Annotated in this window: 18 protein-coding genes and 1 pseudogene; 7 read left to right on the top strand and 12 right to left on the bottom strand. The window is 70.2% G+C overall.

Features of this window, described 5'->3' with window-relative positions:
• Positions 1 to 5: 5 nt before the first annotated feature.
• The 6 genes from ADK54_RS33290 to ADK54_RS33265 form a co-directional block, all read right to left on the bottom strand.
• A complete protein-coding gene (locus ADK54_RS33290; protein WP_053729520.1) occupies positions 6 to 542 on the bottom strand; it encodes a hypothetical protein in 537 nt (178 codons plus the stop codon).
• Between the two features lie 88 nt (positions 543 to 630).
• Positions 631 to 1,443: a thiopeptide-type bacteriocin biosynthesis protein gene (locus ADK54_RS33285; protein ID WP_053729519.1), complete on the bottom strand. Its 813-nt coding sequence runs from the start codon at positions 1,441 to 1,443 to the stop codon at positions 631 to 633.
• An 11-nt stretch (positions 1,444 to 1,454) separates the two neighbouring features.
• Positions 1,455 to 3,854, bottom strand: coding sequence for a lantibiotic dehydratase (locus ADK54_RS33280; protein ID WP_053729518.1), 2,400 nt, complete (start codon positions 3,852 to 3,854; stop codon positions 1,455 to 1,457).
• On the bottom strand, positions 3,851 to 5,371 hold the full coding sequence (locus ADK54_RS33275; protein WP_053729517.1) for a SagB/ThcOx family dehydrogenase: 1,521 nt from the start codon (positions 5,369 to 5,371) through the stop codon (positions 3,851 to 3,853). The genes ADK54_RS33280 and ADK54_RS33275 overlap by 4 nt, the downstream gene beginning before the upstream one ends.
• Entirely contained in the window at positions 5,368 to 7,626 is a 2,259-nt protein-coding gene (locus ADK54_RS33270) for a TOMM precursor leader peptide-binding protein (protein ID WP_053729516.1), read from the bottom strand. The genes ADK54_RS33275 and ADK54_RS33270 overlap by 4 nt, the downstream gene beginning before the upstream one ends.
• A 321-nt stretch (positions 7,627 to 7,947) precedes the next feature.
• Complete coding sequence (locus ADK54_RS33265; RefSeq protein ID WP_159047963.1) at positions 7,948 to 9,099, bottom strand: S1 family peptidase; 1,152 nt, start codon at positions 9,097 to 9,099, stop codon at positions 7,948 to 7,950.
• Between the two features lie 475 nt (positions 9,100 to 9,574).
• Between ADK54_RS33265 and ADK54_RS33260 the strand changes: the two are divergent.
• Positions 9,575 to 10,021, top strand: a pseudogene (locus tag ADK54_RS33260) (transposase); the annotation flags it as partial.
• 29 nt (positions 10,022 to 10,050) lie between these two features.
• Here the strand turns inward: ADK54_RS33260 and ADK54_RS33255 are convergent.
• A complete protein-coding gene (locus ADK54_RS33255) occupies positions 10,051 to 10,692 on the bottom strand; it encodes a hypothetical protein (protein ID WP_053729514.1) in 642 nt (213 codons plus the stop codon).
• Between the two features lie 1,099 nt (positions 10,693 to 11,791).
• Here ADK54_RS33255 and ADK54_RS44015 point away from each other — a divergent pair.
• From ADK54_RS44015 to ADK54_RS47860, 4 genes are all read left to right on the top strand, one after another.
• Positions 11,792 to 12,307: a hypothetical protein gene (locus ADK54_RS44015; protein WP_234392298.1), complete on the top strand. Its 516-nt coding sequence runs from the start codon at positions 11,792 to 11,794 to the stop codon at positions 12,305 to 12,307.
• Entirely contained in the window at positions 12,304 to 15,786 is a 3,483-nt protein-coding gene (locus ADK54_RS33240) for a hypothetical protein (RefSeq protein WP_053729511.1), read from the top strand. The genes ADK54_RS44015 and ADK54_RS33240 overlap by 4 nt, the downstream gene beginning before the upstream one ends.
• A 74-nt stretch (positions 15,787 to 15,860) precedes the next feature.
• Positions 15,861 to 16,886 carry a hypothetical protein gene (locus tag ADK54_RS33235; RefSeq protein ID WP_053729510.1) on the top strand — a complete coding sequence of 342 codons (1,026 nt, stop codon included), beginning with the start codon at positions 15,861 to 15,863 and terminating at the stop codon, positions 16,884 to 16,886.
• 128 nt (positions 16,887 to 17,014) lie between these two features.
• Positions 17,015 to 17,623 carry a hypothetical protein gene (locus tag ADK54_RS47860; protein WP_234392297.1) on the top strand — a complete coding sequence of 203 codons (609 nt, stop codon included), beginning with the start codon at positions 17,015 to 17,017 and terminating at the stop codon, positions 17,621 to 17,623.
• Positions 17,624 to 18,432: 809 nt separating this feature from the next.
• Here the strand turns inward: ADK54_RS47860 and ADK54_RS33220 are convergent.
• Together ADK54_RS33220 and ADK54_RS33215 are read right to left on the bottom strand one after the other, a co-directional pair.
• Positions 18,433 to 19,194: a metallophosphoesterase family protein gene (locus tag ADK54_RS33220; RefSeq protein WP_053729538.1), complete on the bottom strand. Its 762-nt coding sequence runs from the start codon at positions 19,192 to 19,194 to the stop codon at positions 18,433 to 18,435.
• 450 nt (positions 19,195 to 19,644) lie between these two features.
• Entirely contained in the window at positions 19,645 to 19,851 is a 207-nt protein-coding gene (locus ADK54_RS33215; protein WP_053729508.1) for a DUF6207 family protein, read from the bottom strand.
• A 1,048-nt stretch (positions 19,852 to 20,899) separates the two neighbouring features.
• Between ADK54_RS33215 and ADK54_RS33210 the strand changes: the two genes are divergently transcribed.
• Positions 20,900 to 21,322 carry a hypothetical protein gene (locus ADK54_RS33210; RefSeq protein WP_053729507.1) on the top strand — a complete coding sequence of 141 codons (423 nt, stop codon included), beginning with the start codon at positions 20,900 to 20,902 and terminating at the stop codon, positions 21,320 to 21,322.
• Between the two features lie 206 nt (positions 21,323 to 21,528).
• Here the strand turns inward: ADK54_RS33210 and ADK54_RS47850 are convergent, their stop codons facing one another.
• Positions 21,529 to 22,167, bottom strand: a complete 639-nt coding sequence (locus ADK54_RS47850) for an HNH endonuclease family protein (RefSeq protein ID WP_234392296.1) — start codon at positions 22,165 to 22,167, stop codon at positions 21,529 to 21,531.
• Positions 22,168 to 22,982: 815 nt separating this feature from the next.
• Entirely contained in the window at positions 22,983 to 23,495 is a 513-nt protein-coding gene (locus tag ADK54_RS33195) for an RICIN domain-containing protein (protein WP_053729505.1), read from the bottom strand.
• 161 nt (positions 23,496 to 23,656) lie between these two features.
• Between ADK54_RS33195 and ADK54_RS47845 the strand changes: the two genes are divergently transcribed.
• Positions 23,657 to 24,664 (top strand): helix-turn-helix transcriptional regulator, encoded by a 1,008-nt coding sequence (locus tag ADK54_RS47845; protein ID WP_234392295.1) that lies wholly within the window; start codon positions 23,657 to 23,659, stop codon positions 24,662 to 24,664.
• 587 nt (positions 24,665 to 25,251) lie between these two features.
• Here ADK54_RS47845 and ADK54_RS46935 read toward each other — a convergent pair.
• Positions 25,252 to 25,785: a hypothetical protein gene (locus ADK54_RS46935; RefSeq protein WP_199827081.1), complete on the bottom strand. Its 534-nt coding sequence runs from the start codon at positions 25,783 to 25,785 to the stop codon at positions 25,252 to 25,254.
• Positions 25,786 to 26,130 lie beyond the last annotated feature (345 nt).

Genomic DNA, 26,130 nt, shown 5'->3' with positions numbered 1-26,130 from the left:
GGGCGTCACAGCATCCGGATGGGGATCCCGCACCTCAGCTGGATGGAGTACGGCGCTGTGCTTTCCGCGTTCCGGGGCAGGTCGGGGCAGGAGGAGCTCTCGTCGCCGTAGATCGTCAAGGTGCCGTTGGGGCCGAGGTGGAGCTTCACCACCTGATAGTTCGTGTTTATCTGGTTCTGGGCGGTGTGGCTTTCCCAGCACGCGTGACCGTCCTGCGCGTAGACCACGAAGTTCCCGTCGGTCTGCATGACGGCCTTGTAGCCGCAGCCGACGGTGTTGGCAGCCCAGCGGGGGCTGCCGTTGACGTAGACGACGAGGTTGCCGTCCCGCTGCATGATCAGCCGCGCGCCGTCGTTGTCCACGTGCCATTCCTGGGCGCCGTAGAGGGGCTCGTCGTTGTAGATGGTGGTGCCGCCAGCGCCGACGGCCGCGTGCGCCGTGCCCCCGGTCGCCAGCATTCCTGCCGTGGCGAGCACCGCAGACGCGGCGAGACCGGTCAAGCGGCGGGCGATCGACGGACAGTTGATTCTCATGGTGCTCATGACGAGCCCTTTCTTTACGGCGTGGACAAATATGGGGGCAACGGCGGCCGTTGCCGCACAAGCGTGTCCCGCGTCGATCAACAAGCGGTCAACGCGCTGCACACGGCGAGCCGGCAGAGGTGAGGAGCAACTCCGCGACCAGTGCCTCCTCGGCGGGACGCAGACCGAGCCGGTTGTTCATCAGGTGAACGAAGTGGAACAAGAGGTGCGGGACCGTCAGCCGCTCCGCGAAGGGTGTGTGCAGCGTCTCCCGGAGCAGGTCCGTGTACTCCCGGATCGCGTGCGCGTGCGGCCCGTTGTGCACGATGCGGTACCGGGCCTCAAGTGCCTCGCGGTTGCGGTCGGCCGCCGATCGGACCCGGTGGCGCAGTTCCTGGGCCGTCCTGCCGTTGCCCCCGCTCCAGTACCAGCTCATGTTGTAGAGGAAGGCCACCCGCTGTGCGGCCGGGAGGAGTTCCACCGCGGCGGCCGTGGTGACCCCCGCGTAGCCCAGACGCAGCGGCCAGTACCCGGGGCCGGTGATCCGCAGGGTGAGCCGGCTGGACGCCAGGAAGACCTCCTCGGCTCGTGCGATGCCCGCCCCTGCCCCGTACTTGGCGGTCTCGGGTTCATACAGGCTCGGGAGGAATCCTGTGTACCCCGCGATGCCGTCGGCCCGGCCGGCCCGTTCGAGCACGGCAGCGGACCGGTGCTCCAGTTCGGCCAGGGCGTCGAGCGGGCCGTGCTGCCGGAGCCGGATCTGCAGTCCTCTCCGGTCGAAGTAGCGGATGAAGAACCAGCGGTGGCCCGGGCACAGCCGCCCGGCCTCGCCGACGATCTCCCGGACGGGACCGTCGAGGAGGTGCTGGATGCCCCGGTCGTGCTCGGCGAAGATCCGGTAGTAGAGCCAGTCCGTTTCCATGTCCGTCCTCGTCAGTCCTGCGCGCCGTCCAGCCGGACGAGCGCGCACAGTTCGGCGGCGCGGCGGCGGCCGTCCATGGCGTCGGCGAGCCAGTGCTGCCCCGGCCCGGGCAACTGCTCGGTGAACAGCACTGTCCGTACGGAGGCGTCGATCTGCTTGAGGAGCGCGGTCAGCACGTGGGGCGAGCCGAGATCTGCCCACTGCGGCTTCTGCGACGACCGGTGTCCCAGGAGCTGGACGAAGCACAGGAGGGGAATGTCCGCTGCGTGCCGCCAATTGTCGAAGCGCTCAAGGAAGGCTGCCGTTGCCTCGCCCCGCTCCGGGCGGGGAACCGAGTCGGCCGGAATGCGCCACGCGGCGCGTTCAAGGACCAGTCGGCCGTGTTCGGCCCGGGGCGAGGCTCCGGCACTGGCGGTCGTTGCGTCGCGCTGCCACGATGGTTCCACGAGCCACGGATGGGACAGCGTGGCGAGCAGTTTCACCGGTCCGTCCAGCAGGTCGAAGACGACGCTGCCGAGGTAGGGAAGCGCGACGTTCCGTCCGTCGGGCCCGTACAACTGCAGGGTTCCCGTGCCGGGGTCGTGGGACAGCAGGAGCTCGGCGAGGCCGATCCCGTCGTCGTGCCCGCTCGGCCGGAGTTCGGTGGGCCAGCAAAGTGAAGGAAGCAGGCCCCCGGGCGGCGCCTGGACCATGGCGTAGTCGCCGCCCGGCCACAGCCCGTACACGGCACAGCCGGGGTACAGGCCCTCGATCCAGGTGCGCAGGGGGCCTTCGACGTGCTGTCCTGTGCCGGGCACCGCTCCCCACCGTGCCAGGAGGCCGCCCGCACTGGCCATGACGCGGTTCACCACCATCCGGTACTCCCCGCGATGCAGGGCCGCCTCGTCCGGCGCCGCCAGTTGGTGGAGCACCGACACCGCCGCCGCTCCCACCGTGCCGCATGGCAGCAGATCCTCGGGGGCGGTGGAGGTCGGCTGCCGGAGCAGGTCGGGATAGTCGGGCCGCCGGCACAGGGTGTGAAGGAACTCCATGACGTCCCGGCAGACGCCGCCGCGGCCGTGACGGGTGACGAAGTGCGCCACGAGGACGTCGTACAGACCGCCGCGCCGGACGGCCGGCCGGAGCAGCCCGGCCAGTGTGCTCAGGTCATCCGCCACCGTGTCCGGCAGCGTCAGGGGCTGCAGGTGCGGGGAGGGAACGTTCTCGTGGAATAGCGGGGCGCTCGCGAGCCACCGCGGGACGGGTGCACCGGCGGCCCGTAGGGCAGCCCCCGCGGCCTGCCGGACCGTGGCGTCCAGGGCGAGGCGCTCTGCTGCGCCGGCCTGCGGGATGCGGTCCTCCGCACGCGCCAGCGTCTCCAGCGCTGGCGCGGCTCCGGAGGGCATCGCCGGGGAATCGGCTGCCTGCGCGGCCAGTTGCCGGAAGCAGTCGCGGTCCTCCAGCCGCCAGGGCGTCTCGGGCAGCAGCAGTCCGATCGCGATCCACCGGCGGACGAGGGCGCGTTGCCCGTCGGTTCCGTCGGCCCAGGTCTGCCACACCCCGTCGAGGTACGGCACGTAGCCGTCCACCGAGGTGAGTTCGTCGTAGCGGTAGTGCAGCCGTTCCGTGGTCTGGTACTGGGGCAGCAGCATCTGCCACGACCCGTCCGTCTGCTGCAGGCTCGGATTCCCGCGCACAGGGAAGGAGGCGGGGGCGCACGCGGTGAGGGCACGCAGCAGGTGCACGGCCAGGTAGCGGGGGGACACCAGGTCGACGCCCCGCTCCGCCGGTGCGGGCGGCCCGGCGGGGGGCGGCCCGAGACGGGCCGTGCCGAGCGTGGTCAGCGCCCCGAAGGGGCTGGTCTTCGCCGCGGTGCGGGTGACGTAGGCCAGGGCCGACCGGGCCAGGCGGGTGCCGGGCGCGGGTGGCCGGGCGGGGTCGGCGCGCAGGAGCTCGCGGGTGAACACGGGGCTCGCGAGCGCCAGGGTCGAGGCGATCCGCGGAGTGCGCAGCAGGGTGAGTATGCGGGCCCCCGTGGTGCGGGATGCCTCTGCGGCAAGGTCGTCCGCCTCGGCCCGTGCCAAGGCCAAGTCCTCGACGGTACTCAGCCATTGGGACACCAGGGTGCCGGTGGCGGGAGGGAGGAACGGCCGGGCGGTGCGCGCCGCCCGGACGGTCGATGGCGTGCACCGCGTGTTGTGAACGTCCCTGCGCAGCCTGAGCACCGCCCTGCGGACGTCCGGGTCGGTGTCGAGTGAGGGCACCAGCTCGTAGAGGTTCGGTGCGATCTGCTGGGCAGCCGCGGCGGCTGCCGAGCGCAACGACCTGGTGCGCTGCAGGGCACGGGACAGCTCGGGGACCGACAGGGCCTCCAGGTCCTGCGGGGACAGTCCGGACACCCGCAGGGACAGCACCGGGCAGATCTGTGTCATCGGCCGGCCTCCAGGTGCAGCCGCGCTTGCCGGTACCAGCTGTGGCCGTTGACGCGTTCCCAGCCGTCGTGGCCGGCGGGGGGAAGGTCGCCGGGTGCGGGAAGCGAACTGAGCAGGAACTCGCCCACGGCGGACTCCCGGGTGTAGTCCAGGCCCAGCGCCGTGGCGGTCAGGTCGGAGTCGCCGCCGCCGAGTGCGCACGGCGCCAGCCCCATGGCGGTGGCCACCAGGTACATCGTCTGGTAGAGCACTCCGACGTGTTTGAGCGTGGCGGCGTAGGCCATGCCGCGGTACTTCCACGACAGCCGCTGGAAACGGGAGGTCACCATGACGTGGACGTCCGCGGTCTGATCGGCCCCGGTCGCCCGCCGTGCCCAGTCCAGGAGCAGCTGCCGCTGCTCCGGCTCATCGTTGACCAGGACCAGTGCGTGACCGACCGGGTCGTAGTGGTACATCCCGGGGGCGAGGCCGGCCACCCGGTTCACCGTGAGGTAGAGCTCCAGGTCGTAAGCGGCGCCGCCGCTCGGGTACGGCCGCGACGTCGCCGGATAGGGCATCCCCTGCTCCGGCAGCGCCTCGGTGACGGTGCGGACGCGCGCCGTGCGGTAGAGGAACTCCCCGAGTTCGGCGAGCGAGAGCGGGGTCAGGCCGCGCCCGCGGACCGACCTTCTGCCCTCGACGGCGACGGTCAGAGGCACGTCCTTGGCCAGCACCGCGCCCAGCGGTGGCCGGGGCAGGGGTGTGCGCGAACCCTGCGGCGGCGTTCTGACCGCAGGGCACGGTTCGATGGTGGCACGGTGGGCGAAGACCGCGCCGTAGTCGCCGTCGTACCGCCCGGACCGGCTGCGCGCGTGGAAGAGCAGGTCGTGGAAGTCCCATTGCGCGAGCACCGGGTCACGGTCCACCGCAAATCCTTCGACGTCGCCGACGTCCACCAGTGCCGCGCCCGCCAAGTGGCTCACCAGTGCGAGGACGTCGCCGGGACTCATCGCGGTGTCTTCCGCGAACCGGGCTGCAGTGCCGCCGGTGAACAACTCCGCCACCAGGCGTCGTGTTCCGGCCCCGGTAAGGACGGCACGGAACGTCGACAACGGCGACTCCACGACCGGATGGCCGTCCACGGACCGGCACAGGGAGAAGGGCGACATGCGCACAGGGGCATGGGCGTCGACAGGCGCGGCAGTCAGGGGGGCGCCGGCCGACGATTCGATGCGGGCGGCCTCTTCGCCTCCCGCTCGCAGGTGGTGGGCCAGCAAGCCGCCCAGCCTGCTCAGGACGGCGCTCATCTGGCGGGCGCAGGCCGGGGCGTCGCGCACCGCGGCTTCGGTGTCCACCGGTTCGTGTGTCATCCGCACGAGCACCCGGGCGACTTCCGGCCGTGTGCCTCTGAGCGTGAACCGGGACGGGCCGCGGCTGACGACGAGGGTGCGCCGGCCCTCCGCTGTCTCTGCTGCCGCCGAGCCCTCCTCGACGATGACATCGTCGCGGAAGGCGAGCCGTGCACTGGTCGGTTTCACAGGAACATCCCGATCGGGTTGAGGTCGTCTTCCGACGTGGGCTCGCTCAGCCAGCCCAGGCCCACCGGCACGTCGTAGAGCCGGCCGGGCGCGTACCGGGGCCAGAAGTGACGCAGTCCGGGAACCAGGACCTTGACGACGGGCAGGCCGACGTCCACCCGGGTCTGGTCGAGGACCAGCATCTCCATGCCCGCGGCCTCGACCGCCTCCTGAGCGGTCTTCAGGTCGGCGTACAGATCGCGGGGCGGCGGCGCCGGGTAGGCGTCGCGGGTGCGGGCCGGGCCGTCGAGGGGCTGCAGGTAGGGCTGGTTGGCGAGGGTGGCGGTGGTCCACCAGCGCACGTGATCGGGTTCGTCGAACCGGTAGGCGCCCGGGGCCGGGGAGCCGGCACCGACATGCGGCAGGAACTGGTTCACCTCGGTCATCGCGCGGGAGATGGCGATCCCGATGTCGAAGTGGGCTCCGAATCCCAAAAGGAGTTCCTCCACGGGCCCCGTAGTCCGGCGCGCCAGCGCCGCCACGGCCGGGATACCGAGATCTGAGGTCAGGTCGAGAACCCAGGTCTGCCGGCCCATCCGCCGGTAGGCCGCCTGCCATTGCGCGAAGTACGGGTCATCGAAGGAGGACAGGTCCACCGCGGGGCGGCGGACGCGGTTGTACCACCAGAGTGCGACGCTGTCGCGTTCCACCAGCTCCATGAGCCCCTGGAGGGCGGCGTCCTCCGGACTGGCCCCGGCTGCACAACCGTTGGAGTCACCGCCCGCGAACCCGTCCGCCGCTTCGGGGTGTTCGAAGTAGAGGTGTGCTGTGGGGACATGCACGTGGCGGCCGCGGGTCAGCGACCAGACCGGTGTCCACTCCACCCGGGCGTCTTCATCCAGCGGGCGCCAGACGTGGTGGAACCCCGAGGTACGGCTGTTCCACGTCTCGCGTTCGGCGTACTGCCGGGCCGAGTAGAGCTGGAGCGCGTTGGGGTGGATCGCCTCTTCGGGTCCCAGTTCCCGGTACGAGGCGCGGCGCCGAGGCTCGTCGCCCTGGAAGATCCCCGAGTACCGTTCGACCCCTTCGCCGAGCGCAGAGGCCCGCGCCTGGGCGTCGCTGCGGCCTTTGCCTCCGCTCATGGACCGCAGACCGGACCGCAGTGCCTTGAATCCGCCCTGGTGAACGGCCGCGTTGAACCCTGCGATGTAGCTGTGCAGCAGCCCGGCCCCGTCCGCGTCGGCCGTCCTGGTGTCGAACTTGACCAGTTCGGAGACGACCCCGGTCAGCGGGCTCACGTGATGCCCGTAGGTCTCGACGAACGCCTCGGGGTCCCGGGCGCGATGACCGCCGTCAGTGGTACCGGCCTTCTGCTGCGGCCGGAAGACGACGGGGCGCGAGGCGGCCTTGGTCTGGACACCGGGGTCGCCGCAGGCCGGGCACTGCGGGCGGCGGGTCAGCCGGTGCCGCTCGCCCTCCAGCGTGACGGTGTCGAGTGCGAAGACTTCCGCGAGATCATCCGTCCGCACCCCGGCCAGCCATTTCGCGGCCTGCAGCACGGCGAGGCGCCCGGCGATGTCCGCCGCGCCCGGTCCGGCGGCCGTGGCCGTCACGGGAATGCGCTCCAGGGACAGGGACGACTGGACGAAGGAGTCGACCATGCGGTTGCCGCGCAGCCGGACGGCCAGGCAGTGCCAGCACCCCGTACGGCCCGGCTGGAACAGGGGGCCGATCCATATCCTGGCCCCGGCCGGCCGCACCAGCAGCCAAGGGCAGCCGCGGTCCAGGCAGTTGCTGTTGAGGGAGTCGAGTGCCGGGTCCAGGTAGTCGTCGGCCAGTACCAGTGCGAGATCGCCGTCCCGGTCCCGTACCCGGATTCCAGACGCCGCGGCGGCCTGCGCGAACGGGGCCGCGGATGTCGAGCCGAGGGCGGTGATGTCCAGCGAGCCGTCCGCGATCCGCGTTCCCGCGGTGCCGTCCAGACCCGCCAGTTCCCAGAACGCGGGGGCACCGGGGTCCGCCGTGAGTCCGGTCTCGATCACGTGACCGGAGGCAAGGAGGCGGTCCAGGGCGCGGGTCACCTGCTCCGGGGCGAACCGCTCCGACAGCGAGGCAGCGATGGACTCACGGGTACGGGGCTCGGCCAGCAGCGGCGCCAGGTTCTCGACGAGAGTCCCGCGGAGCACGGTCTGCCCGCGCTCGGAGAGCAGGAACACCCCTTCGCCGGGCACCACAAAGGATGTGACGGACCATTTGAACCGTATGTTGCCTGGCACTTTTCCATCCTTTTCCGGGGTCCGGGGATGTGCGCGGGTCGTATGCCGGGCCGGCCTGCCGGAGCGGATACTGCTGCCGCTTCGGCAGGCCGGTTCACCGGTGTGCGGCTGTCTACTTGGTGGTGTTGCAGCTGGTGGTGTTGTTGCAGAAGAACTCGGCGGACACGTTGAGCTCCTCGATCTGCAGGTCGTCGAGCTCGACGGGGGTCAGGATTTCCTCGTTCATCGCTTCTCCTTTTGTTGCCACGGGGCTGTGTCCCCGTGGGGTCATTGGTTGTTCCACCGTGCGAAGTGCACGGAGGCTCTTCGGCGCGGGCAGCGTCACCATTTCTGCCAGTCGAGAAGCCTGCGACCGGGCTGGGCGTCGATCACCCTGGCCACCGGCTGGATGTAGGTGACCCCTTGGCCGTTGCCGCCCACGATCGTTCCCAGGCCCATTCCGCCCCACATCACGGCTCCGCCGCTGTCACCGTGCTGCGACCGCATGTTGATCGCTCTCACGAGCCCGTTGGTGGTGACACCGTGCTCGTCGGTCATGCTGGCGTTGGAATCGACGACGGATCCGCATTCCCATCGCAGATACCTGCCGGAACCGCAGGCGTACATCGATTCGAGATCGGGGAGCTGGGATTGGGTGACCCACCCCTTGTAGGTGTTGAAGGTCCCCTCGGGAGAACCCTTCTGGAGATTCCCGAATGGACGCCAGGAGGTGGGGGTTCTGACCCCGATGAGGGCGTAGTCCCCCTCGGCGCCGAACACCTTCTCGGATATCGTTCCGATCGTGCCGCCGTCGTTCCGCCACGCCGAGTCCCCCACGTTTCCGCAGTGCCCGGCAGTGAGGATGTACGTGGAGTTGTCGCCCTGCAGAATGCCCAACCCGGCCGAGCAGTCGTTCCCTCCCACCTGGATGTCGTCCCCGCCGACGAGACCGTGTCTGCTGAGGGTGCTCCGGGAGGTGTCGACCCGCACCCGGGCCTGCTCCTGCTGCGTCAGTCCCGCCGCCGTGAAGATCTTCCGTGCGGCCTGCTGCACGCTGAGTCCGCCCGGCTGCCGGGCGGAGAGTTCCAGGGAGACCCTGTTGGCTCGGGTGTCCACCGACCAGGCGCTGTTGGGTGGCATCACCTGGCGCTTGCCGACCTCGTCCAGGGCGGCCTTCACACGGTCGAGCTGGGCCGTGGCATACCGGACCCGGTGCGGGACTAGACCGTTCTTCGTGGCCCGGTCCTCGTCGGCCCGGTCGAGCACGCCCACGTGGGCCCGTCCGTCGCCCAGGCTGTCGAGCCACGATCCGGCGGAGCGATCTCCCAGTGCCTCCCTGAAGTCCTTCAACTTGGCGGACAGCGCGGGTTGTTCGGCAAGCCGCTGCCGGATCGTGGTGACCGGGAGACCGGTCTTGTGGTGCAGGTCGTCGGCGGCCATCCGGTAGTAGCCGGCCTCGTCCGCCACCTGCTGCGGTACCACACTTGCGGCCAACCGGACAGAACTGCCGGCCCCCGGTGCGTCATGGGCCCCCGCATCCCGGACCGAAACCGCCGTGGACGCCATGACCATGGCGGCGGCCGCAATGGTCGTCCCGAGTCTCTTTCGCATAGGAGCAATCCCCCTGAACAGTGCCTCGCCGGAAGAGGCTTTCCGAGCGCCTCCTGCCTGGCCATGCCGAGAGGACACCAGGGACCGGTTAACAAGCTGTCAACGCCGCCCCGCCCATGGCGCGGCCGTCCGTCCCGCCGCCCTGCTCACGAGCACCGGTTCCACCTCGGAACACGCCCTGGCCGGGCGGCCGGAACGGCGGGCCAGCCCCTCTTCACCGAGCATCCGATGAGCCCGCATGAAAATGCTCATCGCTGAGCCCGAGACCGTCGTCGCCGATGGGCGTGTCAGGATCCCAGGCCACTGCGCTGGCCGCCGTGGAGGCGGGAAAATGGGCCCCTGCCGTCCGGAACGCCGGTGGGCGGTCGGCGACGACACGCTCTGGGGCGTCAACCGCCGGAAGAAGGGCGCCGCGAACACACTGGCCGCGCTCAGGTCGATCCCGGCCGCCCAACCGGACGGCGCCCCCATCTACGTCATCCTGGACAACCTGTCCGCCCACAAGGGAGAGACGATCCGCCGCTGGGCGAAGAAGAACCGCGTCGAGCTGTGCTTCACGCCGAAATACGCGTCCTGGGCCAACCCAATCGAGGCGCACTTCGGGCCGCTGCGGCAGTTCACCATCGCCAACTCCAACCACCGCGACCACACCGTGCAGACCCGGGCCCTGCACGCCTGTCTGCGCTGGCGCAACGCGAATGCCCGTCACCCCGACGTGCTGGCAGCCCAGCGCCGCGAGCGCACTCGCATCCGCAGCGAGAAGGGCATCCGTTGGGGCGGACGTCCCCTCGCCGATGCTGCTTGACCAGCCCGGCGACCGTGCCCGGCCGGGTCCTAGCAGTAGCCGTCCACCCTGCCGCCGGCTGGAGCGAGGTTGGGCCAGGGATGTCCTGCTCTGTCGGAGGCAGCGGACCGTAGAAGGTCAAGAATCGTGCACCCCGGGTAGCCCTGAAAACTCGCGTAGGTGCCCCGGTAGTAGCGGCTCCAGTAGCTCACGACCCGCCGTTGAGTGCGCGCGAAGAAAGCAGGGTTGTCCACGATGAACTGCCCGTAAGCGAGGTGGCCCCAGGTGCCGGGCGTGGCGAGATCACGCAGCTCATTGCAGATGACGACCAGGATCTCCAAGACGTACTCGCCAATCAGCTGCACGACGAAAGGGACGACCCATGGGTCCGTGGAACCAACGGTCTTCTCCAGGTGGCGCTGCCTGACCATGCCGTCGCAGTGCCGTGAGTACAGGCAGTGCAGAAGCTGTTGTTGGCGCGACGAAAGCGACGCCACCGCGTCAGTTGGCGGCTCGTCGTTGTAGAGGCGCCCGGGGATCAAAACCTGCTGGCCCTCGACAGCGACCGAGAACGAGGCCTGCGGCTGGAGCCGAGAATCAGGCATCACAGCCAGGACTGCCTCGGCATCGCTTGCAAGCTCGGCCGGGAACGCAGCGATCAACGGATTGCTGCTGTCGGAAAGCGGCTGCACGAGCCGAGCATAGGCGGATGCCTCGGCCGCTGTGCACCCCGGCCATCGCTCGCCTGTCCTCGACTGCCTCGGCCAGGAACGATCCAAGCAGCCGGTACGGGGCATCGCTGGGGCCCGGGGGGGAGGGTTCTTCCCTGGCGGTGAAGGTGTCGACCCGTCCTAATCCGTTCGAGAGAGCCTGAGCGCCGCAACTGCACACCCGAGTCCAGACCCGGGCTGGAGGGTCCGAAAGCACGAGTGTGGCTCTTCTCTGAATGGTTCGTGGATTTTTCGGGAAGACGGGATGCGGCGTGGAGGTCGCAGGGGCACAGTGACCTGCGCGGCCAGGGGGCAGAGCGGGCTACTGCTCCGGTCAGTCCGATGCTCGTCTCGGAAACGTGAGGCTACGGTGTCGGCCTCGCGGATTACCGGGTGTGAACCAACGTATGTCGGTTGCCCAGCGAGGGACGGGGGGGGGAATGCTGACGTGGGTCGAGGCCACGGCGTGCGGGGGCGGGGGCGGGCTGATTGTCGAGGCTGTCGTCACCTTCGGACGGCTGCACGCCTGGCAACAGGCGCGGCATGCGGCGAGAGCAGCAGCGGGCCAGTTACCTCGCATCGGCGAATTCGTCGATCCACTCGCGGACTTGCTCGCCGCGCTCTTTCGCGTGGCGCTGGGTGGCACGGCCGCGTGGCTGCTCCATGCCGAGGTCACCGGTGTGTACGCGGCTGTGACTGTGGGTGCTTCCGCGCCCGCGCTACTGGCCCAGATAGGCAGGGCGACCACCGCAGCTGAGGCCCTCCGCGGTGGGCCCGGTGGGGAGCCGAGCGGCTCAATCTCCCAACTCGGTCCTCCAGAACGTCCCCCGGCCGGCGAGGAGACGGCTTCATGAGTGCTGGTTCGGTTGCCCAGCGCAGCTGGAGGTCGTTCATCGGCGGGCGGCAGCCGCACCTTCCGCGAACGGTGGGGCGCGGACGCGACGGATATACCCTGCGGCAGCGGTTCTGGGCGTCATTCATCGGTGTGGACCTGCCCTCCGCTTCCCTCGGTACGGTACCGACGGCCGAGGCATCGGCTGGCCTCCCGATGCCGTCGTCACGGGAGAGCACCCGAAGCGGGTTGCTTACAGGCCGACTTGAACCAGGGTGGTTCGCGCTGCCTCCGCTCCTGGAGGTCAGCGGTCTGACCGCTGCGGGAGGTGACGCGCTGATCCTCGAAGCGTCGTCCCCGGACCGCGGGGCCAGGTTCCTGGTGCGCAGGCATGGCACCGTCCCGCCCGAGTACAGGCTGGAGTTGGTGCTGCAGGGCGTCGATGCCGCCCGGCCGCTTGTGTCCTCGGTCCGGTACGCAACGGCGAGCGGCAACGAGCAAGTGCTGCTCGTGCCAGTGATACAGGGGCAGTTCGGACCTCCGGCCTCGTTGGTCCGACTCCCCGGTTTCACCGCCGACTCGGCGTCAGCGGAGTGGACGGCCCGTGCTCCGGCTCCGGTGACTCCGAGCACCGCCTGGGACGCCGCGACGGTTGCCGACTCGGTTCGCGCGGCGCTCAACGAGGCGACCCGCGCCGCCTGGCGGCAGGTGCGGGAACTCGTCGGTGACGATCTGCGCAGGGTCATCGACGGGGGGTTGTCGTGACGAGGCCGCTCCGGTCGCTCCGGCGCCGCTCGGACGCCCGGGCGGTTTCGTTCCCGTACCGGGCGGCGCTCGACGCCGTACTCGACGGCGCGACGAGTCCGCAGGCCGCCGTGCAGGACCTGCTCGGTGCGCGGCAGCTGTGGTGGCAGTGCTGCAGTGAAGCCGTTCGCACCGATCCGTCCTGGTTGTCCGACCGGCGCGGTGAGGACCTGCATGCCGGGCTCAACGCCACCGTGCCGGGCCGCGCCACCGGTTCCGTGACGACGGCCGATCACGCCTGGCTGCTGGCCAGGGCGCTGACCGCGACCGAGGACCGGGACGGGGAACACGCCGGCGCACTGGACCGGCTGGCGCAGGCGTGGGAGCGGAGCGGTCTGGTCTCGGCGCAGGCGGCTCCCGGGCCCGCTCAGCTGTCGGGAAAGGGACTTGAGAGCCTTCCGCCGCACGTCGCGGACGGTCTGAGGGCCGTCGTCGGGCGGATTCAGGCCCGGCGCCACACCACCGTCGAGCAGCCGGAGGCGACCGGCCCGGCGGGCGTCCTGGTGATCGCCGCACTGCTGATGGCCGGGGCCGAACCGCGCGGGCCCCGCGTCAGTGTGCCGGTGGTGTTCGGCCGATCCGCGGGTCCCACCGGGCAGGCCGCCGTGGCGGAGGGCGCCACGGGCGTACTCGAACTGCGCGCGTTCCCCGCCGGCCCCGCCGGCCTGTATCCCGACCCGCGGGCGATGGCGGGCGTACGGAGCCCGAACGGGCACTTCGCGGCCTCGCTGGGCCATGCGTGGAACGCGGCCGGCGCCCGGCGCGAGGGGCGTTGTGTCCTGTGGCGCCTCGTCCTGTCCGACGACCCCATGCCCCCCGCGCGGATCGAGGGTCCCTCCCTCGGTGCCGCCTTCGCGCTCGCCCTCCGCGACCTCTTGCGGCGCCCGCCCTCCCGCCGGCCCAGCATGGCCGGGCTTCGCGGCGTCTTCTACGGACTGCGGCCGCGGACCGCGGTGACCGGTGCGCTCGACGGAGGTGAGCGCCTCCTCCAAGTAAGCAACATGAATGCCAAGTTGCTGGCCGCACACCGCAAGAGGCTACGGCTCGTAGCACCCGAGGCGAACCGGCTCGACGTCACCAGGGCGCCCGAGCCCGGCGATGTGAAGTTCGCCGCGACCCTGCGCCAGGCCGACCGGTACGCCCGCCGGTTCCGCACCGGCCGGCTGGCCGTCGCCCTGGCCCTGGTCGCCACGGCCGCCACCACCGGAGCAATAGTGACCCAGCAGGACCAGGCGGCCGCGCAGCGGCTGGCCGCCGCGCACCGGCTCGCCCAGGTGTCCCAGAGCCTGCTCTCCAGCGATGCCGGGCTCGCCGGACTGTTCGCCGTGCAGGCCTACCGCCACACCTCCGATTCGCTGACCCGCGCCGCGCTCCTCCAGGCTGTCGTCGCCAGTCCGCATCTGGCGGGCGGCGTGCAGGCGAGCGGGCCGGTCTCCGCGCTCGGGAGTTCCGCGGACGGACGTGCCGCGCTCGCCGGAACCCAGCAGGGCGAGGTGGAGCAATGGACGCTCACCGGGACGAGACCCGGCCCGGCGAAGCTACTGGGCCGACTGCCCGGATCCGTCACCTCCGTCGCGGCCGACACCGACGGAGGCACGGTCGCCGCGATCGACCACAGCACGGTCCGTCTCTGGGTAGCTTCGCAGCAGACCGCGGCTCCGCAGCTACCCGCCGGACAGAGCCCCACGGCCGTGGCGGTCTCCCCGTCGGGACGCTTCACCGCGGTGGCCGCCGCTTCCGGTACGTTCGCCGACCCGCCCACGCTGTGGGTGCTGGACCGGACCACGGGAAGCACCCGTCACGTCGACCTGAGCCTGGCCTCGGCCGCCAGCCACATCGCCTTCTCCGACGACTCGACCCCGGTCGCCTTCGAGAGCGGGTACGGTTCCTGGGAACGGATCTCCCTTCCGGCGCTCGCCCGGACCGCCGGAAGCACGGTCGGCTTCGGTGTCCACAACCAGGCATCCGCACTCGCCCCGGACGGCAGCCACTTCAGTTACACCAACGGCGCGGCGACCCTCCCGGTCTGGTCCTCCCAGGGCGTGCCCGACATCGACAAGCCGCCCCTCCTCGCGCAGACCCAGGCCGGCCATCCGGCGACGGCCCTGGCCGTGAGCAGCGGCGGCACCTGGGCCGGCGAGGCCGTGGGCAGCAGCATCTACGTTTCGCGGACCGACGCATCGGGCCAGAACCTTTCCGCGCCCATCACTCTTGCCGGGGCAGGGGTGGTGTCGCGCGGCGCCCTCGCCTTCCTCGGCGGGGACGGCGTCAGGCTGCTCTCGGCCTCCGGCACCGTGCTGAGCCTGTGGGACCTCGGGCAGTACGCCCGGATCGCCACGGGAGCGGGAACAACCATCCCCCGGTCGTGCAACGGCTGTCGGGGACCGCGGGTCTCCCTGTCTCCCGACGGCCGCTCCGCAGCGGTCATCGACGGCAACGGGGCGACGCTCGATCTCCAGGGGCTCGACCCGTCCGGAGCCGTACGGAAGTCCTTTTCGGTGAACGGGCCCCTGATGACCGGCCAGGGCTTCGCGGCAGCGCTGTGGCAGGACGACGACCGGGTCGTCGTGGTCTCCGCGCAGGACGGCAGTGCCGAGATCCTCTCCGCCTCCCAGGGATTCCGGATCACGGGCAGCTGGCCGCCGGTGCCCTACCCGCTCCAACTCTCCGACCCCGCCTCGCTGTTGCGGTTGCTGCCGGACGGCCGACAGGCGGCGGAGCTGGACACCTCCGGCGCCATCCTCTTCCGGGACGTGGCAACCGGGAAGGTGCTGCGCCGGCTGGACGGCCCCCGTGACATGGCCCCGACGGGGGGCGGCACCCGGGCGCTCTCGCAGGGATGGGCGGCCCTGGACGCGACGGCCGGCCACGCGGCCGTGATCGATATGAGCTCCCTGGATCTCAAGACCGACAAGGTGGTCGTCACCGACACCGCCACGGGCCGCTCCCGGCCGCTCCCCGGGACGGACGCCCTGGGCGTCGCGTACGCGGGAGACCACCTGCTCGTCCAGCGAGGGAGCGGCGACCTGGAGGTGTGGACCGCCGCAGGGGACCGGCACCTGAACACACTCGAAGGCGAACCCCGCACGAGCGTGGGCCCGGCCGTCGGCGAAGAGGTCATCGCCGAGAAGTCGGACGACGACACCATCCGGCTCATCGACCTCACATCCGGCCACACCTTCGGCACCCTCCAGCTCCCGCCCGGCGGCAAGGCCGAGTCCACCGGTCTCGCCTTCTCGGCCGACGGCACCGAACTGGTCACCGCGACGGAGTCCCGCGGGGACGTCACCGGAAACGTGGGCACCCTGATCACCTGGCAGCTCAACCCGGACGCCTGGGCGCGCGCCGCTTGCGCCTCGGCCGGCCGGGACCTCACTCCCGATGTCTGGAGTCAGTACATGGGATCAAGCGCCCCTTCGAACCTGCGCTGCCCGGCATGAAGGGGCCGCGCGCTCGCGGACCGCGGCGGCCCTCGCCCCGCCGACCAGGGCCGAACCCGCACGGTCCGCTGCCCATGCACCCCGCCGTACGCGCCCTCGCCTGCCTCGCGCTGGCGCTCCCTCTCATGCTCACCGGGTGCACCGACGCTCACCGTCCCGCCGCTCCCGAGCACAGCGCCACCGCCACCGTGGTCTCACGCTCGCCCCAGGCCGTCGAGCTGCCCGGCAACTCCTGGCCGGCCGAACTCGCCATGGCACCGGACGGCACGCTGTGGGCCGCGGAGTCCTCCATCGGCTTCCTCGCGTCCATCAGCCCCGACGGGCGGATCATCCAGCACCGCCTCGCCGACGCCATCCACAGCCCCTCTCTCGATCCCACCTACCTTGCGGTCGCCTCCGACGGCTCCGTCTGGTTCACCTGCCCGAACTACGTCGGCCGGCTCGCGCCGGACGGGAAAGTCAGCCTCTTCGGCCCGCCCGTCATGGGGCCCGGCTCGCCCGACGCCATCACCGCGGGCGCCGACGGCTCCGTCTGGTACGGCAGCGCGTCCGTCGACGCATCGCAACTGACCCACCTCACCGCCTCACTCTCGGCCACCCGCATCCCTGTGCCACTGGCGCCTTTCGCGCCGCACGTCACGTCACTGGCGTTCGGGCCGGGCGGACGGCTCTGGTTCACCGAGTCCCCCATCAGCAAGGCTCCCAGCGAAGTGGGCTACGCGGACTCCAGCAGGCACACCGAGGTCTGGCGGCTGCCGCTCGCGGCCACGCCCATCGGGTCGATCGTCCCCGGACCCGACGGCGCGCTCTGGTTCAGCGAGACCAACGCCATCGGGCGGATCACACCGAGCGGCGCCATCTCGTCCTACCGGACGGGGAACATGACCTACGTACGGTCCGTCATCGCCGGACCCGACCACGCGATGTGGTTCACCACCTCCACGGAGGTGGGCAGGATCACCATGGCGGGCGTGATCTCGCTCTGGCCCCTGCCCGGCGCCCAGGATCTCGCAGACCTCGTCTACGAACCGCGCCACCACGGATTTCTGATAGCCGACGCCAAGGCCGCCGCTCTGCGCTGGTTCCCGATGCCCGCCTGAGGATGCAATTACGGGCACCAACGCAGGCGGGGCGGCTGGCTTCCCATTCCCACCCGTCAACACGGATCGCGTTTCTTTCGTCGCCGCGCCGGGTCTACCCGCCGACCGGCCGGGAGGGCCTGCCGCCGGTGGCGTTCGTGTTCGCCGACACCACGGACGCCAAAGTCGCCAACACCGTGAAGGTGTTGGAGGAGGCCGGCCGTCGCTACTGGGCACCGCGCCGGTACGACACCTACTACCGGGGGATCACGGCCCGGGACTACGGCCAGGCCGTGCCGGTCGTCTTCACCACCCTGGAGCGGCTCCAGGAGCACAGTGCGGGCGCGGCGGTGTGGTGCCGTCTCGGCAGTCCCGATGAGCAGGCGCTGACGGCCGCGCTCGACAACCCCGACGGCGAGGCCCTGTTCCGCCGCCAGGTCGCGCGGGCCGAGGCGGCAGAGGCACAGCAGCGCGCTGCCGACCGCGAGGCGTGGCGTCCGGTGTGCAAGCGGTGCGGGCAGAAGTTCACCGACCAGCGCTGGCAGGAGACCACCGCGCACAGCAGTGCCTGGAAGGCCGGTGACGTGTCCGTGTGCGGGACGTGCCGTGCCGACGACGTCGCCCGTCAGGAAGCCGCCCGCACCGAGACCGCCTGGGCTCCGGCTCCCGCACAGCCGGAGCCGGAGCCGGAGCCGGAGGACGACCGCGATCAGGAGCCGGGCAAGCCCCGCCGCGGTCTGCTCCGCTGGCGGACCTGACCCGGGCAAGCCCAAGGGGAGCCTGGGCAAGCCGCCTTGAACGGCGGCTTGCCCAACCCGGCCGCGCACTCGCCGCCGTCGTCCTCGGGGCGTGCGCGGCCGCCCGGCGGGACGGCCCGTGAAGTCGGGACGTCGCCGCACGGGACGGAAGATGATGACGCTCTTGAAGATCGGCCACCCGGTACTCAGGGGTGGCCGCGGACCTGCTCGATCTCGTTCCCCACTTCGAACCCATCTCTGAACCTCAATGTCTTCCGAGTGCCGGGGCGGCGGGCCGTGACCCATGTCACCCACATTGCGGACGCTCGGGGCAGACGGGAGACCTTGGGCGAGGCAGCGTCCAGAGGCATGACCTCACCCAGCGAGACCCTCATCTCGATCTCCTGACGGCGTGTCCCCGGGGAGCGGTTCCCGGCCTGGGCCGTACCCACCCGCAGTGGCCATCTCGTAGGGCTCGTCGGCGAAGTCCCTGCCGCACCTTCGCGACCGTGGCAGCTTCAGCAGATCACCCGCGCGCAGACCTTGGCAGCGCTGCTAGACGCGGGCCTGGTGACCCTCGGAGGCGCGTGCGCAGGTGCCGATGGACACCTGTGCGGGGGCAGTCCGTTCATGATGGCGTCGGTGACGAAAAGATCCTGCTTGTGTCCGCAGAGGCCGTGTGCGGATGACCCCGTGTAGCGAATGAGCAGGCGTGTCGATGTGGATCCTTTCGTGACGCAGTCCATCGGCTGTGTTGCATTCCACCTCCATGTGTGCGATGCAGATCACACGCTTTGGTGGGTGGTTCATGAGGACGGTGGCGCGCGATGTCACGGTGCATCACTGCGCCCGTCCCGCGGTGCGAAGGCTTCGAGAGCGTCTGCGTCGGTTGCCCGAGCATGAAGGAAGTAGTCGGCCCACTCGGCGATTTCGGGGTAGGAGGAGTCCTGCGTGACCTGGGTGATGGCAGCTTCCGCGTCGAAGGTGGTCGATCGCAGTTCGACGCCGGGGCCCAGAAGTGCCCAGTGGGCTCCCGCCCGCCCATAGGGCATGCCGATGCTGCCGGGGTTGACCACGAGTCGGCCGTGAGCGAGGCGGACGAACGGCATGTGCGTATGACCGCAGACCACCGTGTGGACATCGGAGTCAAGCTCGCTGAAGACCTCTCGCCAGCGGTCAAGGCGTGAGTCCACCAGGACGACCTCTTCATCGTCACGAGGGGTGGCGTGGCAGAACAGCACCTTCCCCAGGCCGCGCACGGGCAGAGAGAGTGATCGGGGCAGCTGGCCGAGGAGGTCGAGGTGGTCTTCGTGTAGCTGTTCGGCGGCCCAGGGAGCAATTGGATCGGGGATCGAGTCGCGTTGGCCGCGGCGGTATTCGAGGAGTTCGCGGTCGGCGTTGCCGCTGACCCAGGCGATCCGGTCGCCGAGACTGACCAGCAGGTCGAGGACCTGGGTCGGCTGCGGGCCGGCGGTGATGTCGCCGGTCAGCACGATGCGATCGGCGGCGCTCACGTCTGGTTCGGCGAGCACGGCCTCCAGGGCAGGCAGGACTCCGTGGATGTCGGACAGGACGGCTACTCGGTTCAACATGGTCACCACTGTGGGACGAGGTTCACCGAAAGGCGGGACTGTTCGCCTGACGCGTAGTTCACGTGGGTGCCTGCTCCAGCGCGTGCGTTCTTGAGGTGCGTACTTCTTCGGGGTCCTCCCCTTCAACTGCAGTTGGGCGTCGGTGGCGCCCCTCAGCCCAACTGCCCTACCCGGCCCGCGCGTGGATCACCGGACGTCGCCGTGCTGGCTGCGAGGCCGCCCGCCCCAGCAGTGGGCGCAAGCGATGCGCCACCACTACGAGACCTGACCGACCCGTGCGAATGCTGCGCCACAACCGCACAAGCCCACCCGCCACGGAATCGACGTACGGCGGGTGCGGCCGTACTCGAGTCGGAGCGGCGTACGGCACAGCGGGCCGAGCGGGAGACCGAGACCGTGCGCAAGACAAGGGGTCCACATCGCGCATGCTCTGCCGGCCCCGGGGCAGCGCTACGCCTGGGTGCCGGCGCGCCGGAGGTCCGAGTACACGCGAATCTGCACTCCCGGCGCGCCGGGAGTGCGCCGCACGGTGGCGGCCCCGGACGTCGCCCACCACTGTTCCAGCTCGGATTGCACGGCAAGGGCGGTCGCCTCGTCCGCGGCGGTGATGTCCAGAACGACCAGGATGTCCAGAACGACCAGGCCCGGCTCGGACACATACCGTTATTGATCGGCGTCATACTCCGGGCGACGCCGACCCACCCCGGCACGGTTCGACGGCGGCGGACAGATCACCTCTTTGAGCGACCGTGGTCCGCCCACAGACGGTTGGACTGGAGGTTGATTAGGCCTCACCCTGCCCATGCTTGCTTGGGCAGGGTGAGGAGCGGGCTCTGTTATGGCGGAGGTGAGGTGTTGCCTGGCCCTACTCAATCGCCATTTCGGCGAACTCGATTTGGACGGTCTCACCCGCCGACTCGGAGCCATCAGCCGCAGGGTCGGGCATCGACCATGACGACGCCCACGCATTGATCAGAGTCAGGTGCTTGGCGATGCGCGGTGGTGGAGTATGGTCGGCACGCGGCGTTGTGGGGTAGGGCATACCCGGTGTGAGCCTGATGCCTGCACTACGCCCGCGACTACTTCACCGCGACGGGCGAGGACCAGCTCCTGGCGATCGTCGACGACGCGCTCCGTCTCGGCGCGAGCGGAGCAGTGGGCGACATCGTCGCCCTGCTCGCCTCCGCCGAGAGCATGCACGTGCGGCACCACCGGCGGTGACGCAACTGGTGCTGCCACATTGGGCATCCGGTCCTGCCCGCCTCCGGGTCCCCCGCTCAGGCGGGAGGTTCTTACCGCTGCGGTACGGGCTACCCGGCCGCCCTCGCAGCCTTCCAGGGCAGGCTCGGCGGGCTGACCCGCCCCGATGCCCGGATCGTCCTTGCTCGGCTGCGGGCCGCGCTCAAACGGTCCGGCCGTAAACGTGGCATCGACGCCGAAGCTGAGCTCCTGCAGCGTCATGAGTGGTGGCAAGCACACGGCGGAGCAGGTCGGCTGGCTGGCCACCACCGTCTGACAGGCATTCGCGCCCGGCCCCGGGGCCGGTTGAGAGGGTTCTGCGGGCGGCAGTCTGGGGACGGTATCGGTTTCGGCCGTTCTGAGAACCTCTCGCGTCTGATCTTCTGTGTGAGCCGCGTCGTGATCTTCGGGTTGGTTAGGTTGTCCTCGAATTTCGCCTGACCGCATCCAATTGTGAGGGGATCTGATGAGTGAAGAGCCCGAGTTCGTCCTGCTGGCGCTGACGGTGAGTTCCGAAGGGCGCGAGCGGCGGAGGCTGGACCCTGCCGATGGCCGCCTTGCGGCCGGCCCGGTCGTCATCAAGGAAGGCGTGGAGTACAGCCTCGGCCTGGAGTTCCGTGTGAACCACGGGGACACCTCGGGCATGAGGTACATCCACGTGGTCAAGCGTGCGGGCATCACGGTGGACAAGCTGGAAGCCGTGCTCGGTTCGTACGGTCCCTCACCTGACGGAAGCCCGTGCAAGAAGGAGCTTCCCGCGGAGGAGGCGCCCACCGGATTACAGGCCCGTTCCGGCACTTACAGCGTCCGCAGTCGGGTCATCGGAGATGAGGGGACGGTGGACGTCGATTTCGAATGGTCCTACAAGCTCGCCAAAGACTGGCAGTAGGCAGAGGCAGGAGTCCACGCCCACCGGCAATCCTGAAACCTGGGGCTTGCGACGCCGGGCGAACTGCCGCCTGGACCTGCGGGACGTGGCGGAGAACCCGCGGCAGGCGGAGTTCGGCCGAGCCAACGTCCGGCCCCTGGTAGTGAGTCGGCACTCCCTGCAGTTGAGGATCAGCCTGGCCTGAACCGCGGTCGGCGTTGTCCTGTTCAGGTGGGGGCTACGGCTTCCGCGCCGTGTTCGACGGCGCCCAGGACGCGCTCGTGGTACGCCTCCAGTTCGCCGTCGGGCACGGCAACCGGGCTGCCGGTGAGGGCGTACCACTCGTCGGCGCCGGTGTACTGGATCGCGATGGCGACCAGGTGGTCGGCCCGCCGGGTGGTGTGGATGGTGAGGTCGCCGGTGATGACGCCGACCTGATCGGTCATGGCGCCGCCCGGTCCGGCGGTGACCTGGTCGTCGCACACCGCCGGTTCCGGGGCGGGCATCAGCTGTCCGGGCAGGTGTCGAGCATCTCGCCGAGCGCCGCCTTCTCTGTCTCGGTGACGTTGAGTTGGTAGAGGTGCTTCACGTCGATCCAGGCGCGGGGTAAGTGCACCAGTAGGAGAGCGCAGCGGCGGCTTCCACAGGTCCGGGGTCCGGTCGCCCTTGGACCGGTTGGAGGCGGCGGAGATGGCGATCAGCTGGGAGTGTTCCAGGTCGTTGGCGAAGGCCTTCCGCTTGGCGGTGTCCCACAGGTCGGCTCCGGCCCGCCAGCTGGCGGCGAGGGGCACCATGTGGTCGATGTCGACCTGGCCGGAGGCGGTCAGGGTCTTGCCGTCGTACTCGCTGTGCCAAGTGCCGGACACGGCCCTTCACTTGTCGTCCTGGTCCACGTCCTTTCCGTCGCGCTGCAGGACGACCTCGCGGGTGTCGCACTCGCCGTACTGCCTTGCCTGGCCCAGCGCGGGAACTTGGCCCGGCTGTACCCGGACATCGCGTGCGGCACCTCGACGTTCAGGTCGCCGAGCTCGCCCCGGGCGACCTCGGCCGGGGGCGGCTCCGGCAAGGCCCGCCGCAGCGCCGGGACGGGCTGTGATGTGACTGAGGCGGTGGTGGTGGTTGCGGATGCCACAGTGGCGGGGGCAAGGGCGGCGGCGAGACCGGCCAAGGCGGTGGCGGCGCGCAGCCACCCGCGAGAAGTGATCATGTGTCAAGAGATAGCGTCCGGGTCCGTGTGCAGGGACACGAACGGCTCTGCGTCACCCCGTACGAGGGCGCGGCCTCCACGCTGGCTGCCCCCTCTGGAGCGGCTGCGCACCCGCTCTCTATGGCAATGACGAGTTGATGCGGGTCAAAGGGCTGTCCGGAGTGCGGGCAGGTTCGGCACGCATGCGAGGCCGGTAACGGTGCCTCGCAGCGGTGTCCGCCTGGGATGATGGGGAGTCAGCGGCGGGCGTTTTGACCTTGGTCGGCACTCCGCCCGCCGCTGCCCCGCACCCTCGTCGCCCCGGCCTCCCGCTGTGCTCCGACACCCGCGCCCTCGACCGGCTGCGCCCGGGTTGGGCCGCCGCAGGTGCAGCCGCTCGCCGTTCCCGTCCCGCCAACGCCAGCCACTTGGAGGTGCGCTTCGGCCGCCAGCGGGATGACCGGTGACGGTCCGTCTGGATCCGGGACTCCTTGTTCAGCTCATGTGCCAGTCCTGTGAAGCTGATTCGCCGGGGTTCCACATCTGGACCGCGGCACCGTTTGCTGGGTTCGAGTGGGAGATGTCGAGGACGTTGCCGTTGGCGTTCTGGAGCTTGGTGCCGGACCAGTTCCAGGTCTGGGCGTCCCCGCCGATGCACTTCCACATGTTCACCGCGGCGCCGATGTCGTGGTTGTTCCAGGCGACGTCGAGGCAGTAGTTGGGGCTGACGTCGGTGTGCAGCTGGTTACCGATGAAGTACCAGCGCTGCCCCGGGGAACCGTCGCAGTCCTGCATGTAGACGGCCGCGCCCGGGAGGTTGTTGGCACCGACTACCGTCAGGCACCGGTTGTTCATGTTGGAGGCCAGCATGAAACCGGCGAGTGGTTTGGTCGTCACCGCGGGAGCGGCGTCCGCCGGGGTGTATGCCGAGGCGGTGGAGCTGATCAGTGATCCGGTCAGCGCGAGCCCGAGGAGTGCGATGGCCGAGCGCTTCGTTGTCGACGTCATGGTTGTCTCCTGATACCTGCAGTGATCGGCGATGTGCCTAATCGAGGTTCGCAAGGTCAGGAGTCAGGAAGAACCCCCGGGATTCCGGGGGTTGCCGGTGGGCCGGAATGTACGTAATAAAGCGCTTGTCCGTCCTGTGACTGCGGACCCACACTGCGGGTGTGGTGAATGATCGGCTGTCGGGGGAGCTGCGCGCGGCGCTGGTACCGGGCGCGGGGACGGAAGAAACGGGGGCGGCGCTGTCCCGGGTGATCGCGCCCGTCGTGGCGCACGACGGATTGCGGTGCGGCGTCATGAACCCGTCACTGGGGGTGGGCATCAGCGCGCTGGGGTTCTGGCACGGGTACGGGCCCGATCTCGGCCGCGAGCTGATGAGCGTCAGCAGCTTTGCCGCCGGACTGCCCGAACTGGCCCGTCTCGCGCGGCAGACCGTGCCGGTGGGCGTCGTGGATCTCAGCGTTCCGCTGGGCGTGTTCGGCGTCGGCGAGGAGCTGTGCCTGGTGCTGCGGGACACGCGCGGCGTATGGGGGCTGCTCAGCCTGACGCGCGCCACGGGCGGCCGGCCGTTCGACGCTGACGACATGCACTCGATCGCCGCAGTCGGACGGCCGCTCATCGCCGCGCTACGCGGCAGCGTGACAGCGCGGCCCGTCGCGCCCACGGCGGACGGGCTGCCGCCGGGCATGCTCGTGGTCGGCGCGGACGGCAAGATCCAGGCGATGACGTCCGTAGCCCGGCAGTGGCTGGCCGCGGAGGCGCCGCAGGACGCGGTCCCGGGCTGGCTCCTCGAATCCTTCCTCGCTGCCCTGTCCTTCGAGGCCCACGAACACGCCCGCGACCCGAGCCGCCGATACCCGCGGATCTGCTTCAGGTCCGCGGTCTCCGGCTGGACCGCGATCGAGGCACAACCCCTCGGCGACAACGGCGACGTCGCGATCACGGTCCAGCGCGCGACCGGCACACTGCTGCTCCCCACGTTCTGCGACTGGTACCAGATCACCACCCGCGAACGGCAGGTCATGCGGTACCTGCACGACGGCACCACTCCCAAACGGATCGCCCGGCTGCTCGACCTGTCCGCCCACACCGTGGACGATTACCTGAAAGCACTCTTCCGCAAGACCGGCACCTGCGGCCGGGACGAACTCATAGCGGCCATCAACGCCTGATGACCCGGTAAGCGAGATGCTCCCTGCTCCGGAGTTCGGGGTTGCGGTCGACAACCTGGCGGACACCGACCGTTCGGCCCTCGAGATGACGGTCGCCGCATGCACTCTGTCCCGCAACCCTCGCACCGCTCGGGTCGAGGGCCGACGCCGCAAGTAGAACCGCGTGTCAGGCGTCGAACTCGTCCCGCAGGTCGTCGGCAGTTTCCTGCGCCCGCTGCTTCGCCCGGTCCTGCGCCTGCGAGGCCCGCTCAGAGGCCTCGGCCTTGTCACCGGGAAGCTTCGCGACTTCGCCTGGTCCGCGAGCTCCTGCGCCTTGTCCTTGCACTGGTCCTGGATGCCCATGAAAGTCACTCCTGGGAAGGGGTGCGGGGGATCGGGGCCCCTCTGGGTGACCCTCAAGGCCGTTCGGTCCCTGCGCTCAGACCTACGCCCGTACTGCTCGCGCGGCGTAGGGTGCGCCGAGTTCGACGGGCGTGCCTGCCTCTTCTTCGCCGCCCACCCCCGCTGACCGCGCGACGGCACCTGTACGGTCGGCCGGACTGATCTCCGGGGCGGGAGGCAAAGGCGCCGTGACGGCCCGCCCCGGTTCAACCCCCGGCAGCGGTCCGGAGCGCGTCGCGCAGCTCATCGAGGGCGGGCACGCCCGCCAGGCCGTCCGCGCTCCGGTACACCCGGCACGCCACACCGGGAGCGCGGCCCGGCTCGGCGAAGGGGTCGCGCCCGTCGGCGAGGATGGTCGGCGAGCCGGTGAAGCCGGACCGCTCGGCCTCGGCCTTCGGCAGGCTCTCCGCTTTCGCCAGGGCTTCGTCGGACGCTTCGGTGACATACAGCTCTCGGTCTTGGTGCGCCCGCGTCTGGCGGCGAGGATTGCGAACCGTAGGGCGGCGAACTGGGCGCTGGAGAACGCCGCTTGGCCACCCGCGAAAGCGGGCCGGCATGTCATCGGCAAGCTGGCCGAGTGGGGCTACAGCCTGGACAGCGACCGGGAAGCGAACATCACCGAGGCGACCGTACTCCTGGCCCGGGCAGCCCTCACGGACGGCGGCCGTCGCGTCAGCCCTCACCTTGCCGATCAAGACCATCAGGCCCTCATCCTGGTCCTGTCCCACCAACCCGGCCACGCACCGAAGGCGAGGACCTGCTGCGCGAGGTGAAGTGCGCAGTGTCATTTCCTGCGGCATCGACACCGAGCAGGAGGACGGTGGCCGGCCCCGACCAGACCGATGCCAGATGTGTCCATCAACATGCTGTCCGCCGCCTCCACGAGGCCCTGTATCTGCGTGGAGTTGTCCAGGAGCTTCTTGTCCAGCAGGCGGATCTCGGCGATCGGGTCCCGGCTCCGGGTTCTGCCGGCGGGCGTCTATGCGGGGGTGAGGATTTCGATCTAGCCGCCTGCGGCGGCGCCGTCCCTGCGGGGGTCGGCGGCTGCCAGGAGTGTGCCGTCGGGGGTGATTTCTACGAGGGCG

This window comes from Streptomyces sp. WM6378 (assembly GCF_001279695.1).
Classification (GTDB): Bacteria; Actinomycetota; Actinomycetes; order Streptomycetales; family Streptomycetaceae; genus Streptomyces.
The sequence above is the reverse complement of the archived record's forward strand: the minus strand, read 5'-3'. Positions and strand labels throughout refer to the sequence as shown.

What these genes read in the sequence shown, in the direction of transcription:
- ADK54_RS33195 (WP_053729505.1), bottom strand. Translation starts at nt 23,495, where the DNA reads ATGACGTCGACAACGAAGCGCTCGGCCATCGCACTCCTCGGGCTCGCG.
- ADK54_RS33220 (WP_053729538.1), bottom strand. Translation starts at nt 19,194, where the DNA reads ATGTTGAACCGAGTAGCCGTCCTGTCCGACATCCACGGAGTCCTGCCT.
- ADK54_RS33235 (WP_053729510.1), top strand. Translation starts at nt 15,861, where the DNA reads ATGCACCCCGCCGTACGCGCCCTCGCCTGCCTCGCGCTGGCGCTCCCT.
- ADK54_RS33285 (WP_053729519.1), bottom strand. Translation starts at nt 1,443, where the DNA reads ATGGAAACGGACTGGCTCTACTACCGGATCTTCGCCGAGCACGACCGG.
- ADK54_RS33210 (WP_053729507.1), top strand. Translation starts at nt 20,900, where the DNA reads ATGAGTGAAGAGCCCGAGTTCGTCCTGCTGGCGCTGACGGTGAGTTCC.
- ADK54_RS33280 (WP_053729518.1), bottom strand. Translation starts at nt 3,854, where the DNA reads ATGACACAGATCTGCCCGGTGCTGTCCCTGCGGGTGTCCGGACTGTCC.
- ADK54_RS33290 (WP_053729520.1), bottom strand. Translation starts at nt 542, where the DNA reads ATGAGCACCATGAGAATCAACTGTCCGTCGATCGCCCGCCGCTTGACC.